The sequence below is a fragment of the Ruegeria spongiae genome (assembly GCF_023502395.1).
Classification (GTDB): Bacteria; Pseudomonadota; Alphaproteobacteria; order Rhodobacterales; family Rhodobacteraceae; genus Ruegeria_C; species Ruegeria_C spongiae.
In genome coordinates, this window is the sequence record NZ_JAMFMB010000054.1 from 1 (window position 1) to 14877 (window position 14877).

At 56.4% G+C, this 14877-nt stretch carries 12 protein-coding genes and 1 pseudogene; 10 read left to right on the plus strand and 3 right to left on the minus strand.

Annotated elements, in window-relative coordinates:
• The first annotated feature begins 261 nt into the window (after window positions 1-261).
• Complete coding sequence (locus M3P21_RS21595; protein WP_249713539.1) at window positions 262-624, plus strand: IS3 family transposase; 363 nt, start codon at window positions 262-264, stop codon at window positions 622-624.
• A 324-nt stretch (window positions 625-948) separates the two neighbouring features.
• Window positions 949-1122, plus strand: a pseudogene (locus M3P21_RS21600) (IS5/IS1182 family transposase); the annotation flags it as partial.
• 113 nt (window positions 1123-1235) lie between these two features.
• Here the strand turns inward: M3P21_RS21600 and M3P21_RS21605 are convergent.
• Window positions 1236-1997 carry a helix-turn-helix transcriptional regulator gene (locus M3P21_RS21605; RefSeq protein WP_249713541.1) on the minus strand — a complete coding sequence of 254 codons (762 nt, stop codon included), beginning with the start codon at window positions 1995-1997 and terminating at the stop codon, window positions 1236-1238.
• A 129-nt stretch (window positions 1998-2126) separates the two neighbouring features.
• Between M3P21_RS21605 and M3P21_RS21610 the strand changes: the two genes are divergently transcribed.
• The 8 genes from M3P21_RS21610 (at window position 2127) to M3P21_RS21645 (ending at window position 12680) form a co-directional block, all read left to right on the plus strand.
• A complete protein-coding gene (locus M3P21_RS21610) occupies window positions 2127-4103 on the plus strand; it encodes a CocE/NonD family hydrolase (RefSeq protein WP_249713543.1) in 1977 nt (658 codons plus the stop codon).
• A 21-nt stretch (window positions 4104-4124) separates the two neighbouring features.
• Window positions 4125-5690, plus strand: coding sequence for an ABC transporter substrate-binding protein (locus M3P21_RS21615; RefSeq protein ID WP_249713544.1), 1566 nt, complete (start codon window positions 4125-4127; stop codon window positions 5688-5690).
• Between the two features lie 85 nt (window positions 5691-5775).
• On the plus strand, window positions 5776-6714 hold the full coding sequence (locus tag M3P21_RS21620) for an ABC transporter permease (RefSeq protein WP_249713545.1): 939 nt from the start codon (window positions 5776-5778) through the stop codon (window positions 6712-6714).
• A 12-nt stretch (window positions 6715-6726) separates the two neighbouring features.
• Window positions 6727-7584, plus strand: a complete 858-nt coding sequence (locus tag M3P21_RS21625; RefSeq protein ID WP_249713548.1) for an ABC transporter permease — start codon at window positions 6727-6729, stop codon at window positions 7582-7584.
• The gene (locus M3P21_RS21630; protein WP_249713551.1) at window positions 7581-8561 is read left to right on the plus strand and encodes an ABC transporter ATP-binding protein; all 981 of its coding nucleotides are present in this window, start codon (window positions 7581-7583) and stop codon (window positions 8559-8561) included. Before M3P21_RS21625 ends, M3P21_RS21630 begins: the two co-directional genes overlap by 4 nt.
• Window positions 8558-9481, plus strand: coding sequence for an oligopeptide/dipeptide ABC transporter ATP-binding protein (locus tag M3P21_RS21635; RefSeq protein WP_249713553.1), 924 nt, complete (start codon window positions 8558-8560; stop codon window positions 9479-9481). Before M3P21_RS21630 ends, M3P21_RS21635 begins: the two co-directional genes overlap by 4 nt.
• An 11-nt stretch (window positions 9482-9492) precedes the next feature.
• Window positions 9493-11139, plus strand: coding sequence for an amidohydrolase (locus M3P21_RS21640; RefSeq protein ID WP_249713555.1), 1647 nt, complete (start codon window positions 9493-9495; stop codon window positions 11137-11139).
• Entirely contained in the window at window positions 11139-12680 is a 1542-nt protein-coding gene (locus M3P21_RS21645; protein WP_249713556.1) for a M81 family metallopeptidase, read from the plus strand. The genes M3P21_RS21640 and M3P21_RS21645 overlap by 1 nt, the downstream gene beginning before the upstream one ends.
• A gap of 251 nt (window positions 12681-12931) precedes the next feature.
• Here M3P21_RS21645 and M3P21_RS21650 read toward each other — a convergent pair whose 3' ends face one another.
• Window positions 12932-13597 carry an alkaline phosphatase D family protein gene (locus M3P21_RS21650; RefSeq protein ID WP_308445976.1) on the minus strand — a complete coding sequence of 222 codons (666 nt, stop codon included), beginning with the start codon at window positions 13595-13597 and terminating at the stop codon, window positions 12932-12934.
• A gap of 48 nt (window positions 13598-13645) precedes the next feature.
• On the minus strand, window positions 13646-14877 hold a 1232-nt coding region (locus tag M3P21_RS21655; protein ID WP_249713560.1), incomplete at its 5' end, for a metallophosphoesterase family protein.

The following is a 14877-nucleotide window of genomic DNA, read 5'->3' on the forward strand; positions in this document are numbered from 1 at the left end:
GGGGCGGTTATACATGTTGCACAAATCGGTGACTGGGTGCACGTCCCCTTTCCCCGGACGGACTTATCCTACGGTCTCAATGGACCCGTCACGGTATGATGCCGCTCCTTTGATAGCATTTATTGCAGCAAAGGGGATGACCTATGGGAATGAGACGCACGGACGAATTCCGGGCTGATGCGGTGCGGATCGCGCTGACGAGCGGACCGACACGCAAAGACCTCGCGAAAAAACTATTGACGCCCGACGCTCTGACGAGCTGTGTCGGACGTGATGGACCGGCACAGCTCGTCAGAGCGTCGGGCGTGTGTACCGGCTGATCTGCATAGTTCAGTCTTTCAGTACAAGAAGCAGGGTCAATGCGATGACGCATTGCGCAAGCGGTTGCGTGAATTGTCGAATGAACGTCGTCGGTTCGGATATCGCCGTTTGGGCATCCCGCTGGCCCGAGAAGGCTTTGAAGTGAACCAGAAGAAACTGTTCCGGCTTTATCGCGAGAACATGGGCGACGTGCCGCCTCCGAGACGATCATTTAAGTTCATCTCTGATGGTTCGTTCATTTTGCTGCTCAACGCGCAGAATCACGGCAAAAACGAGACGGGCCCAGCCAATCAGGCCTCTTGAAATCAACTGACTTCACGAGCAACCGCACAACGGACAATCTCGCGAAAGAGCGCGACGCAGCACAACAACGCGCGATCGAAACATGAACATACGCTGCACATGGCACCTCACAAATCACTGAAAATCATATGCAATCGTCACCATCCATCACGGGACAGGCCAAATAGGCTCGTTGAATGACGGCTTTGATCGGCATTGCAGGCATCGGTGCGGACTGCAGCATTGGGTAGATCGGGCTCTTTCACCACTTTCACCGCTGCTTAGGTGGTGTTGACAAAACGGATCCTCAACGCGCCGCAGGCATGATTCAAGCTGGTATCTTCTGTGGAGACCAGCGTGGCACGAGATCTGATTACGGACGAGGACTGGGCGTTCTTTGAACACTTCATCCTGGCTATCCGCGCTCCTAACGGGCGCAAAACGGCCAACCACGGCCTTGTTCTGGAAGGGATTTTCTGGATCGCCAGAGCCGGTTCCCCGCGGCGGGACCTAACCGACCTATTGGCATGGACACGCTGGTGACTGCGGGAGGAAAGGCATGACTGCGTTTATGGACCAAGGCGATCAATTGTCTTGTCGAAATGCCAGACATTGTGGGCTCGACGGTCGCTTCAAGCCTCGTAAAGGTGCTTTCGGACAGTTGGATCGATCCTGTTGCTTTGGGCAGGATAGATTCCGCAAGCGGCAATAGCCTCACGGGCCGTCATACGCTCATGCAAGCGTTTCCAGATTGTCTTGGCAGCATAGGGATGAGGGTATGGGCGCCATGCGACACCCATTGTCATGCCCCGCAAATACTTCAGCTGCTGACGGTGTGCCGAATACAAAATGGTATTGGCAACGCTACCTTCGCGCGCAAGCTCGTGCTCGGTCACGAATACCCTGTTCCCACGCATTGTCACCAAACCCGCATAGCGCGAAATCTGGTGCGTGCTCTTGTCTGGGGATATGGCAATTTCCCTGGAGCGGATCGTGAACAGCCCATCAACTTCCTTAATCCGGATCAATGAGCAGAAAATCTTTCCTTCCCAAGAGGGTGTGCAGAAATAGGAATGATAGAAGCCTACGTATCGCCTCAGGTTTTTCTGTTGGCTCCGAAAGGGATCCAGAAATGCATCCGTGGGCGTTGTCCCGAATTGTGGCTGGGCGCCTTTCAGCATTCGTTCAAAGGCAGCGGTTTCAGCGAACAACTCTGCTTCTGTCAAGTCGAAATGACGCGCAATGCGACGCATGTTGTGGGCAGAGGGCAGGCTGGAGCCATTCAGGTAGCGATTGAATTGCTGTCTGTTGACGCCGATATCGCGGCAAATCTGTGAAATGTTCCCGTGCTCTGCGCATAGCGACCGCAAGTTGGCAGAAAAATATTCAGACACAAGAAAAACCTTTCGCGTTTTGACGCTAACTCACTGCAAAACGCGTCAATTCACGTAAGGTTGCACAATTTCTTTTGTCTGCAAATCGGTTTCTTCTTCAGCATCAACTCGCAACAGACAAGCGCCCAGATGCCAATTGAAACCATCGAAAACACATGGATCACTCTCGCCGATGGGCGACGGCTTGCTGCGCGCCTCTGGTTGCCCGACGCAGGTCCGGCCCCAGCCATTCTGGAATACCTGCCTTACCGCAAACGTGACGGCACCGCGGCGAGAGATGAAACAACGCACACAGTATTTGCCGAGGCGAGCTATGCCTGCATCCGGGTCGACATAGCTGGCACCGGGGACAGCGAGGGGCAATTCGACGACGAGTATTCCGAGCAGGAACTGCGTGATGGTGAGGAAGTCTTAGCCTGGATCGCCGCGCAGGATTGGTGCGACGGTAACGTTGGCATGATCGGAATATCGTGGGGCGGGTTTAATGGCTTGCAATTGGCCTTTCGACAGCCACCTGCGTTGAAAGCTGTCGTCAGCGTCGCCTCGACCGTGGATCGCTATGCGGATGACATCCATTTTATGGGTGGGTGCCTACTGAGTGACAACATGAATTGGGGCAGTCAAATGTTTGCCTACCTGACCCGTCCCGCTGATCCGGACCTTCGTGCAGATTGGCGAGAGGATTGGCTGGCTCGACTGCAAAACATCCCCTTCTCTGCCGCACATTGGTTGCGTCATCAAACCCGTGACTCCTATTGGAGGCATGGTTCTGCTTGCGAGGATTGGTCCGCTATTCAGGTCCCCGTTTTGGCGATTACAGGCTGGGCAGATGCCTATGTAAATGCCCCCCCGGCTTTGGCTGCAAACCTGAGGGCACCAAATAAGGCCGTCATTGGGCCGTGGGAACATCGGTATCCTCATATCTCAAAACTTGATCCAGCGGACTTCCATTCCGAAGTCATCGGGTGGTTTGATCGCTGGTTGAAAGGGCAGGAAAATGGTGCCGAAGATTTGCCTGCATACCGGACATACATGCAGGAACATTTTGATCCGACGCCGCGAAATGGCCCTCGACAGGGTCGTTGGATTGCAGAAGCCAGTTGGCCGTCACCTTACGTAAATGAACAGGTCTGGCACCTGGTATCCGGCGGATTTTCCCAGAACCCAAGCTGTGATTCTATAGCTGTCGCATCACCTTGCCATCTTGGCATGCAAAGTGGGTACTTTTGTGCTGGCATGCGGATCGACAACGAGCTTGCTGGTGATCAGTCAAGCGATGATACCTTGTCAGCTTGTTTTGACAGCGCACCGTTGGATGCGCCGCTGGAGTTGCTGGGACGTGCCAAACTGAAATTTCAGTTTTCGGTGGATAAGCCGGTCGCCCAACTTGTCGCGCGACTGTGCGATGTCTCGCCCGACGGGGTTTCACAGCGTATCAGTTATCGGTCATTGAACCTGTGCCACTACCTCAGTCACGAAACGCCACAAGCCCTACAGCCCGGAGAGATTTACGAGGCCGAGATTGCCTTGAATGAATGTGCGCACCGATTGCGTGAAGGTCACATGTTGCGGCTGGCCCTTTCGACGTCTTACTGGCCGATAGTCTGGCCGGCGCCACAACCTGCCGAGGTGACATTGTACTTGCAGGATTGCGCGCTGCAGCTACCGGTGCGCGAAGTTACGCATGAAATTCAAGCCTCTGAGCCCGGTCCGGCGCAGGCGTTTCCAGTTCTTGCAGCTGAGCAACTGCGTCCGCCGTCAGCTCAATCTGAACGCTCCGTGACCGACGATGGTCAGGTGGTTCTGGAGACGTTTGATGACTACGGCAAAACCCGCGACCCCTACCATGATCTGATTGTCGGCAGCGATGTGCGAATGCACTACAGTATTCACCCCGATGATCCGACAACCGCGTGTTTCGAGACCGCTTGGAACTTTACCTTCGAACGGGCGGATTGGCAGGTCGCCATCGCGACCGAATGCCGGATGACCTGTGATGCGCAGAATTTCTACCTTTACCGCAAACTACGCGCCACGGAAGGCGCAGATGAAACCGAAGCTCTGACAAAGGAATGGTTTGAAACCGTTCCGCGCGGGCTTCTCTGACAGAATCCAAGGGAGGACAAAATGAAGATCGAATGGACAAACGCCAATATCGGCCGCCGGAGGTTCCTGAAAGGCGCAACCGCGCTTGGGGCCGCCTCAGCGCTTCCGATGGGATGGGCGAACCGCGCCTTTGCCGCAGAGGATGGCGTGCTGCGGGTGCGCGCCTATGGTGATGCCCAGAACATGGACCCGGCGCATTCCGTTGGGGTTGTTGAGGAAGAGGTTCATGCCTCGATCTACAACAAGCTGATCCAGTACAAGCCGGGCGAGGAATGGGGCTGGCAGATGGATGCCGCCACGATGATCGAGCAGGTCGATCCGACCCATATCAAATTCGCCTTGCGCGACGATATCGGCTTTACCAACGGCTTCGGCGCCATGACTGCCGAAGACGTCAAATTCAGCATGGAACGGATCGTGGACGACGCGACCGACAGTCCGAACAAACCCGACCTGGGGCCGTTCAGCCATGTTGACGTGACCGGTGAACGTGAAGGCACAATCGTTCTGAACAGCCCGTTCGCGCCGATCTGGTCGATTGCGCTGCCCTATATTACCGGCAACATCGTCTCGAAAGCCGCGGTCGAAGCCGCCGGTGGCCGCATCGGGGCTGATCCGGTTGCGGAATCCGGCCCGTATCTGCGGGACAGCTGGTCGCCCAAGGAAAAGACCGTCCTCAAGCGCAACCCTGACTGGAAAGGGGATGCACCCGCCTGGGATACTGTCGAGATTTACCCGATCGACGATGAAAACACCGCCGAGATCGCCTTCGAGGCCGGTGAGCTGGACGTCACCCGCGTGTCGCTGGGCTCGGTCGAACGGTATCGCGCCGGGGTTCCCAATGGTGGGTCGCTGGTTGAGAAACCTTCGCTCTACTACGTCTGGATGGGCATGAACGTCGAGCATCCGAAGCTGCAAAATCAGAAACTGCGGCAGGCAATTCAACATGCGGTGGATGTGCCCAGCATTCTGGAGGCCGCCTATTTTGGTGCTGCGGAACCGGCAACCGGTATCATTGCACCGGGCCTTGCAGGCCATCGGCCGTCATCGCTTGTGCCGCCTCAGGCAAACTTTGAGAAGGCCGCTCAGCTGCTCGCGGAATCCGGTGAAACCAATGTCACGCTGACGCTTGATACGTTGAACAAGACGACCTTCACGACAACGGCTCAGATCATTCAGGCAACGCTGGCACAGATCGGGATCACGGTTGAGGTGAACGTTCTGGAATCCGGTGCGTTCTGGGCGTCGGGCGACAATGAGAACCTGCAGCTTGTTCTGAACCGTTTCTCGATGACCCCGGACCCCTATTATGCGACCTCGTGGTTCACACCCGAGCAGATCGGCAAATGGAACTGGGAACGCTTTAACAGCGCCGAGTTCAACGAGATCCATGAAACCGCAGCAGGTGAAACGGATGTTGCCAAACGGGCAGAGATGTATCAGCGCGCTCAGGATCTGATGGAAGAAAGCGGTGCCTACCGTTTCATCACCCATGAGGCGACGCCGGTTGTTCACAGCGCACGGGTTACTCCCGCCCTGCGGCCGGATGGCCTGTCCCTGTTCCGTTACTTCGGCAAGGCGACCTGACCTCCCCAGGTCGAAAGGGGCGGCGGGCATGTGACACTCGCCGTCCCAAAAACACCGCCATCAAGCCACAAGGAGCCAGTTGGCCATGCTGAATTTCGCAACCCGTCGCTTCGGGCTGTCGCTGCTCATCCTGTTCGTGGCGGTCACCGTCATGTTCCTGATGATCCGCGCCGTACCGGGCGATCCGGTCCAGATCATGCTGGGTCCGCGCGCCACGCCCGAGCTTCAGGCTCAACTCACCGCCGCTTTGGGGCTTGATCAACCGATCTGGAAACAGCTTTTGATCTTTTACGGAAACCTTTTGCAGGGTGACCTTGGAACCGATGTGTTTTCGGGCCGCGCTGTGACGGACATCGTGTTTCAGCAATTGCCATACACTCTGGAGCTGATTTTTGCGTCGATCCTGTGGTCTGCAACACTGGGCATTGGACTTGGTGCCTACGCCGCCGCGCATCCCAATACACTGATTGACCGGATCGCCGCCGCGATATCTGTCAGTTTCGTTGCAGCTCCGGCTTTTGTTGTCGCGCTTTTGGCGCTGTTGGTGTTTGCCGTGCATCTGCAATGGTTTCCCGCCATCGGCGCAGGCGACGGTTTCCTTGACCGGCTCGACCACCTGGTTCTGCCCGCGTTCGCCATCGGGCTCAGCTGGGTTGGCTATATTGCCCGGCTGGTGCGGGCCTCGATGCTGGAGGTGATGGGCGAAAGCCATGTCCGCACCGCACGGGCCTTTGGCATCGCCGAACGTCGCGTGGTCATGGTGTACGCATTGCGTATCGCCATTCTACCCGTCGTCACCGTGATCGGTGTCGGGATGGGCTTTCTTCTCAGTTCGGCTGTTTTTGCCGAAATCGTCTTTGCTCGCCCGGGTCTGGGCAAGCTGGTGATCGACAGCATAACCACCCGCAACTACCCGATTGTTATGGGCTCTGTCCTCATATCAACGGCGCTGTTTGTGGTGTCGACCGCATTGGCAGATCTGATCAATGCGTTGCTCGATCCCCGTGCACGCACGGCTCATTGAGGAGGGGGCGTCATGGAAAAATCTCGTTCCGAACTCGGGCAGATCATCGTCGGTGTTGCCCGTGACCCGCTTGGACTTATGGGGCTGATCATCGTTGGTGTGATCGTTTTCTGCGCAATCTTCGCCTATTGGATCGTGCCCTACGATCCGATCGCGATGGATATCAAATCCCGCTTGCAAGGACCGTCTGCCGCGCACCTGCTGGGCACAGACCAGCTGGGGCGTGATACGTTTTCACGGGTCATCGCCGGAGGGCAGGTTGCGCTAAAGGTGGCGTTGCCGGCTGTGTTCGGCGCGATGGCGATTGGTCTGACGCTGGGCATGATCGCCGGGTACGGGCCGAAATGGCTCGATAACCTTCTGATGCTGTTTTTCGATACCATACGGTCCTTTCCGACCGTGATGTTCGCGCTTGCCGTTGTGGCCCTGATCGGACCCAGCTTGCAGACGGTGGTGTTCGTGGTTATGGCAACCTCGATTCCGACCTACGGGCGCGTGGCGCGGACCCAAACGCTGACGCTGCGCAACTCCGAGTTCATACTGGCCGAACGCTCGATGGGGGCCAGCATGACGCGCATTCTGGGCGTGCATATGCTGCCCAACATCATCGGCGTTCTGGCAGTGCTCGCGGCCATGGACATCCCCACAGTCATCGCACTTGAGGCGGGCCTGTCCTTTCTGGGGCTGGGCGTGAAACCCCCGACACCCAGCTGGGGCGCCTTGTTGAAAGACGGCTATTCGCTGATTCGCCAGACACCGTGGCTGGTTGTGGGCGGCGGGCTGCCGATCATTCTGGCAACGCTTGGATTCACCTTTCTGGGTGAAAGCCTGCGCGACGTGGTTGACCCGAAACTGAGGAAACAGCGATGACCGAGACACTTCTGGAAATCGACCACCTCAGCGTAGACTACGAAACAGGGCGGGGCGACCTTAAGGCCCTGAGGGATATCACCTTCAACGTCAACAAGGGCGAAATCGTCGGTATCGTCGGCGAATCCGGTTGCGGCAAATCCACCCTGATCTCATCCATCCTGCGCCTGACCGCGCCCAATACGCGGTTCCGCGAAGGAGAGATCAGGTTCAAAGGGCAGGACCTGTTGCAGGCTTCGGATCGTCAGATGCGCGACCTGCGCGGGGCGGACATATCGATTGTCTTTCAGGACCCGATGCAAACGCACAATCCGGTTCTGACCATCGGGCAGCAGATGCTGGACATTCAGCACCGCTCCAAACAGTCAAAAGCGGACAAGCTGGCCCACGCGGCCAAGATGCTGGGCGCCGTTGGCATACCCGATCCCGAAGCGCGCCTGAAGCAATATCCGCATGAATTCTCAGGCGGGATGCGCCAGCGGATTGCCATCGCGATGGCACTGATGTCCGAGCCTGACTTGCTGATCGCGGATGAGCCGACAACTGCGTTGGATGCGACGCTAGAGGTGCAGATCATCGAACGCCTGCAAGAGCTTCAACGCGAGTTTCACTGTGCCATCCTGTTCATTTCCCACCACTTGGGTGTGATCGCGGAACTCTGCGACCGGGTGGTGGTGATGTATGCCGGTGCTGTTGTCGAAAGCGGCGAGGTGCGTGAGATTTTCCACGATCCCAAGCATCCCTATACACGGCGTCTGATCGAATGCGACCCCGGTCACATCAAGGAACGCGCCCGCGTGTTGCCGACAATCCCCGGTGAAGTGCCCGATCTGGCCAACCTGCCGGGGGGCTGCATTTTCCGGGATCGTTGCGATCAGGCCATGGCGCGCTGCGCTACCGACGTGCCGCCGCTGGATCAATTGAAAGAAGGCCATCACGCCGCTTGCTGGCTGAACCACGAGGAGGTCACAACATGAACTTGCTGAACGTCGTGGACCTGAAAACCAGTTATGGCCCGGTCAATGTTCTGGCAGGTGTCAGTTTTTTCGTTGAACCCGGCGAGACCTATGCGCTGGTTGGCGAAAGCGGTTCGGGCAAAACGACCGTTATTCGCGCCATCGCAGGTCTTGCGCCTGCGCAGGACGGCTCGGTCACTTTTGAGGGTCAGGAAATTCGGGGCGCGCCGGAAAGTGTCATGCGCCCGTTGCGCAAAGACATGGCGATGATGTTTCAGGACCCGGTCGGCAGCCTCTCGCCGCGCCTGACCATCCGCAGCCTGATCACCGAGCCTTATCGCATTCAGGGCATGAAAGACCGCGATCTGGATGCCGAGGCCAAACGTCTGTTGGGAATGGTCAACTTGCCTGCGCATTTTGCCGACCGGTATCCCTATCAGTTGTCCGGCGGGCAGGCCCGGCGCGTGGGTGTAGCGCGCGCATTGGCGTTGGAACCCAAGCTGATCCTTGCGGATGAGCCGACCGCGGGCCTTGATGTGTCGGTTCAGGGCGAGCTCTTGAACCTGCTCAACGACCTGCGCGAACGGCTGGGTCTGGCGATGGTGATCATCACCCACAACCTCAGCGTTGTGCGCCATGTGGCCGACAGAATGGGCATCATGTATCTGGGCCGCCTGGTCGAGGAAGGCACAACCGAGGCCATCTTCCACGACCCGCGCCACCCCTATACGCGGTGTCTGCTAAGCGCCAACCCCGAGCCGGATCCGGATGCGCGGTTGGACCGGATTGCCCTCAAAGGAGAACCGCCCAGCCTGCTCAAGCGCCCTTCGGGTTGTGAATTCCGTGAGCGTTGTCCTTTTGCAAAGGACATCTGTACCCAGACCCCGGAATGGGAAGTGAACGGCGGCCACGGGCTGCGTTGTCTGGCCCCGCTGTCGTAATAGGAACCCAGATGCCAAGCACCCTCTATTTCAACGGCACAATCCTGACCATGGATGCGCAGAACTCCTCGCCCGAGGCTGTTCTGACCGAAGGGCACAGAATTCAGGCAGTTGGTGCCGAGGCTGATCTGCGCGCACGCATGTCTGCAAATACTCAGGAACGCGACCTGCAGGGTCGTACTCTGATGCCCGCATTTATTGACCCCCACGGGCATTTTCCGGATCCGGGGTTCATCCGGCTGTTCCGTGTTGACCTGTCTTCGCCTCCTTTAGGGGACTGCCAGAGCATGGCGCAGGCGTTGGACAGGCTGCGGGAAAAGGCCAGCGCAACGCCCGAGGGTGAATGGGTCATGGGGGTGTTGTTTGACAATACGTCCATTCTCGAAGGCCGTATGCCCACGCGGGCCGAGTTGGACGATGTATCACAGCGTCATCCAATCTGGGTTATTCATGCGTCGGGTCACAATGGGACAGCAAATTCTGTTGCGCTTGTGAGGCGCGGTGTTACCCGTCAAACACCTAACCCGGACGGCGGCCGATTTGGCCGTGACCCTGAAACCGGAGCCCTGACCGGATTGATCGAAGGGTTATCGGCCATGGGCGAGATGGGCGACACTGACTTCCTGATTGATCGTGAAAGGTTTTGGCAGGGCTTTGACGCCTGTCGTGAAGAATACCTGGCCCACGGTGTGACCTATGCTCAAAATGCCTGGACGTCGCAAACCATGCTGGACCACTTCGCCAGCCTACCCGCAGATCAGGATCCGGGAATTGACATCGAGTTGCTACCAGTTGGAAGTCTGGAGCCAGAGCTAAGCACGTACTGGATCGGCCCGAATTGGCCTGATAACCCGCATTTCACACTAGGGCCGCGTAAACTGTTCACGGATGGGGCCTTTCAGTTGCAGACCGCCTTTCTGTCTGCCCCCTATTTCAGACCAACGGATCCGGATCGTCCTTGCGGGATGGTTTACACGTCGCAAGAGCAGCTGGATGCTGACGTTAGTAAGCTTCATAGCAAGGGCTTGCAGATTCATTGCCACTGCAATGGTGACGCCGGCGCTGAGATGTTCATCAACGCCGTAGAAAAAGCACTTATTGTGCACCCACGCCAAGATCATCGTCATACCATCATCCACGGCCAGGCCCTGCGGGATGACCAGTTGGAGCATATGGCTCAACTCGGGCTTACAGTCAGCTTCTTTCCCGCTCATGTGTATTTTTGGGGGGATCGCCATTACGATACCTTCCTAGGACCTGAGCGATCCGAGCGGATATCGCCGGCAGCGTCAGCTGAACGGTACGGCGTGCGATATACGATCCACAACGATGCCTCGGTCACGCCAACACGCCCGATCCATCTGGCCCATTGTGCGGTAAATCGCAAATCTGGTTCTGGTCGTGTGCTCGGCGAGAATCAGAAGATCAGCGCTCTTTCAGCATTGCGGGCCCAGACTATCGACGCCGCTTGGCAGGTATTCAAGGAGGATCAACGCGGATCTATCGAGCCGGGTAAAGTCGCTGATTTTGTTGTCCTTTCACGCAATCCGCTGCACGATCCGGACCGCCTGACAGATACTCTGGTGCTTGAAACGATCCGCTATGGTCAAAGTGTTTATGCTGCCGCCCATACCAAACAAGAAATCGAGCACACGTAATGACGACCAAACGTATTGTGATTGCGGGGTTTCAGCATGAAACCAATTGCTTTGGTTTGACAAAAGCTGGTCTCCCCGAGTTTGAGATGGCAGATTCCTGGCCCGGCTTGTTGCATGGTGAAAAGGTCATCTTGGAGACTGAGGGTATGAACTTACCCGTCGCAGGTTTTGCTGCGGCTGCTCAAGCCGCAGGGATTGAGGTTGTTCCAATCCTTTGGTGTTCTGCCGAGCCGTCTGCACATGTAACCGATCATGCATTCGAAACGATTTGCGGGATGTTGTTTGATGGAATCCGAGATGCCGGCCACATTGACGGCGTTTATCTGGATCTCCACGGGGCAATGGTCACCGAAAGCCTTGCTGATGGTGAAGGAGAGCTTCTGCGTCGTGTACGTGATATCGTGGGCCCCGGAGTTCCAGTGGTCGCAAGTTTGGACCTGCACGCCAATATCTCTGCTCAGATGGTAGAATCTGCGGACTATTTGTCTGTTTTTAGAACCTATCCTCATTTGGATATGGCGGAAACGGGCGCACGATGCGTTCCTGTCCTGCAGCAATTGCTAGCGGGCGAAACACTATTCAAGGTGTTCCAGCCGGTGCCATATCTCATCCCCCTTCATGCGCAACATACGGGCTCTGCGCCATTCGACGAAATCTACCAATTGCCAGTTAGATTTGAGAGGCAGAAAATCTTGGCCGAAATCGCTCTGGGTTTCACAGCGGCGGACTTCCCGGACACCGGCCCTTCCTGCCTTGCCTACTCAGCCACAGCCCAGAAAGCCGCCGCTGCCACCGAAGAAATCGTCAACTTGTTTATGTCCCGGGAAGCCGATCTTGATTGTTCGATGTTGTCGCTGGAGGAAACCGTTTCGACATGTCGCGAAAGACGGGAAAAACCCGTTGTTCTCGCAGATGTTCAGGACAATGCTGGTGCGGGTGGAACTTCAGATACCATAGGATTGCTAGCAGCACTGATTGAGGGTGGGGTAAAGAGTGTTTTGATGGGTCTGTTCCATGATCCGGAATGTGTAATGCAAGCCCATGAGGCGGGAGAGGGCGCACAGATTAAGTTGGCAATCGGTGCAAAGTCCAACCTGGCTGGGCAAGTTCCTGTCAAAGCAAAGTTTGAGGTCCTGGCTTTGGGTGATGGCACTTGCCGCTATACCGGAGAAATGTATGGCGGTGGCGTGGCAACGCTGGGCCAAACAGCCGCTCTACGATTGGTTGGGCACGAGGCCGATATTGACCTTGTTGTCACAAGCATACGCAACCAATGCCTGGATCGTGCACATTTCACTCATATCGGGCTAAACCCTGTGAATTATTCGGTGATTTGCGTTAAGAGCACCACCCACTTCCGAGCTGACTTCGAACAGATTGCAGGAGGTGTTTTTGCGGTCTCTTCTCCAGGTGCCTTTCTCTGCGATTTGGAAAGAGTCCCTTACGCTTGTATCACTAGAAGGCTTCCTAAGACCCGTGAAACTGATTTCGATGTAAGCGAAGCTGTTGGCACAAAGAAAAAGAAACTTCCCATTCTATGAAGTATGCCTGTTTAGGGGCTTTGTGGATCATCGCAGACCCACCTTGGCACATTGATGCCGTCGGGGGGCGGTCACATCATCAAAGCCTCTATAGCCGCGATGCGTAACGTTGCGGCAATTCTTGTTTGCGGCCCGGACTGCTGATTTCAGCACTTCGCGGCGGTAGCAACTGGCACCGGTTCCGATGCGCTGTCGTACATCAGATGTTGGTCTGTTGCCCATGCAGACGCCACGATATGGTGCCGACAGGTTCAAAGCACGAGAGTTTCGACAACCCCACCTGCGAATTCGCAATCCAATTTCCAACCATCTCCATCCTCGCTGACCGAAACATAGGTTGGCCCGTCCCCCCGCGGCGGTCGCCGACTTTGAACCTTACAAGTGAACTGTTGTAGTGCAGCTGATTCGATCACGAACTCATCGTTTTCAACGATGTCTTCATCAATAGCATTTGCAAAAGGAAAGGGCGCCCACATTGCCGCCGTGTGTATTGACTTGAACTTCGTGACTAACTGGCCCGCCATATCGAATATTTCTGCGCTCGCGATGCTGGAACGATGCTCATCACCGGACAGGAAAACCACGTTACTGATCCCCTCATCTGCGATATGCCCCAAAACCTTCTGCAACGTTCCCGGATAGCCGTCCCAGCCATCCGAATGAAGCGCGCTGAGATTGGATGCATTGAGTGAACCGTCCCTCTGGACCGCACGCCGGTGCCTTGGCAGGACCATCGAAGGGGACACAACAAATTTCGGCCGATTGGTGCTGTCGAGCCAATCCAATAGGCGGTTCAGGGTATCCACATCGAACAGTTCAGCGCTTGCGAGCGTGCCGACCTTCCGGTGACTGCGCTGCCTGCGCGTATCCAACAAGAAGAAGTCGAATTCGTCGAATTCGAAATCCCTGTCTAAGATTTTAAGCCCATGCTGGTATTGTTCGTAGGCTGTTTGACCGCCGGCAAATCAGGCCTGTTGCTGTGGGCTCGGATTTGGTGTCGGTTCGTAGTTGTCATAAAGTTCGGGGTCATCAAGAAGCATATACGACGGTGCCGACCGAAGCGCAGTACGCACACCCGGGGCCCGCAACCAATTTTCATATGGAATGCGGTACCTGTCATCTTTGTCGATTGGGTCAAATAGGCCGGCTGTGGGATCCGCATAAATCTGGTCGCCTACAAAGAGCATGAAGCGCGGAGGCTCAGACTGCCCACCTGCCAAACGATCTGCTAATGCATCATACGATCTGTATGCGACAGGGCCATCCAGCATTCCAGCTGGATATTGACATGAGCCAAACGCAAATCGGGTAAACTGGCCTTCGGTCGATGGTGGCCGATCTGGTACAATACCGTCCAATAGTCGAATATCCTCATCGGCCAAACTGCCGAAAACAGCTGCCGCATCTGCGCCGAGATCGAAGACGGGCTCGGTGGCCGTCGTCGAACACACCCCTTCATCGCTTGTGGGGTCCACAACAAGACGAGTGACAGAGCGGCGTTCCCGCTGCTGCGAACCACCTTTATCGGGTTCAACCGCGCTGCGCGTGGCAGCGGCGTCTTGCAACAGTGCATGCCGGACGGCATTCCGCATCTGATGAAACTGCTGGATCGAGAATTGGACCGGATCATTGTAGAACACTGAGCCTTCACGGTTGAAGCTAACAACCTCGCCGTTTGCGATCTTCAGGTACGGGCCTCTGGTCCTTTCGGCCAAACTGTCGGACTCATCGTAGATCACCAACACAAGCGTCGCGTTTCCATTCACGTTGGTATCGCTGAGTGGCATGGCGTTCGGTTGGGGAATTTCAAACGCGTCCCAACGATGAACAGCCAGGGATTGCGACCTGTAGACTATCATAGAGGCATCCAGATAGGCTTCGTCCCAGTTGTCGGACAGGTCGTCAGCCCGAAGAATCTGGTCGCCTGAGAGATGTACGCGTAGCAGCACAACACCTTCGGCATGGCGGTGTGATGGTGCGGAACCTATACGTGCGATGTTCGCGGTTGTTGGGGGCTCGTCCGCCTCGGCGCCTGTATCCATCGTTACAGGCCCGTCGACTTCCGGGGGAGGGGCCTCGATGGTCATAATGGGGCCGATCCAGGGTGGATAAGCGACTTTGCTCGTGCCACGGCTGAATGGATTAACCACGGGTTGGGCATCGAGGAATGTGGTTACATACTCGAATGTTTCCTGCC

Coding starts and splice junctions, on each gene's coding strand:
- M3P21_RS21610 (WP_249713543.1), top strand. CDS start 2,127: ATGCCAATTGAAACCATCGAAAACACATGGATCACTCTCGCCGATGGG.
- M3P21_RS21615 (WP_249713544.1), top strand. CDS start 4,125: ATGAAGATCGAATGGACAAACGCCAATATCGGCCGCCGGAGGTTCCTG.
- M3P21_RS21620 (WP_249713545.1), top strand. CDS start 5,776: ATGCTGAATTTCGCAACCCGTCGCTTCGGGCTGTCGCTGCTCATCCTG.
- M3P21_RS21625 (WP_249713548.1), top strand. CDS start 6,727: ATGGAAAAATCTCGTTCCGAACTCGGGCAGATCATCGTCGGTGTTGCC.
- M3P21_RS21630 (WP_249713551.1), top strand. CDS start 7,581: ATGACCGAGACACTTCTGGAAATCGACCACCTCAGCGTAGACTACGAA.
- M3P21_RS21635 (WP_249713553.1), top strand. CDS start 8,558: ATGAACTTGCTGAACGTCGTGGACCTGAAAACCAGTTATGGCCCGGTC.
- M3P21_RS21640 (WP_249713555.1), top strand. CDS start 9,493: ATGCCAAGCACCCTCTATTTCAACGGCACAATCCTGACCATGGATGCG.
- M3P21_RS21645 (WP_249713556.1), top strand. CDS start 11,139: ATGACGACCAAACGTATTGTGATTGCGGGGTTTCAGCATGAAACCAAT.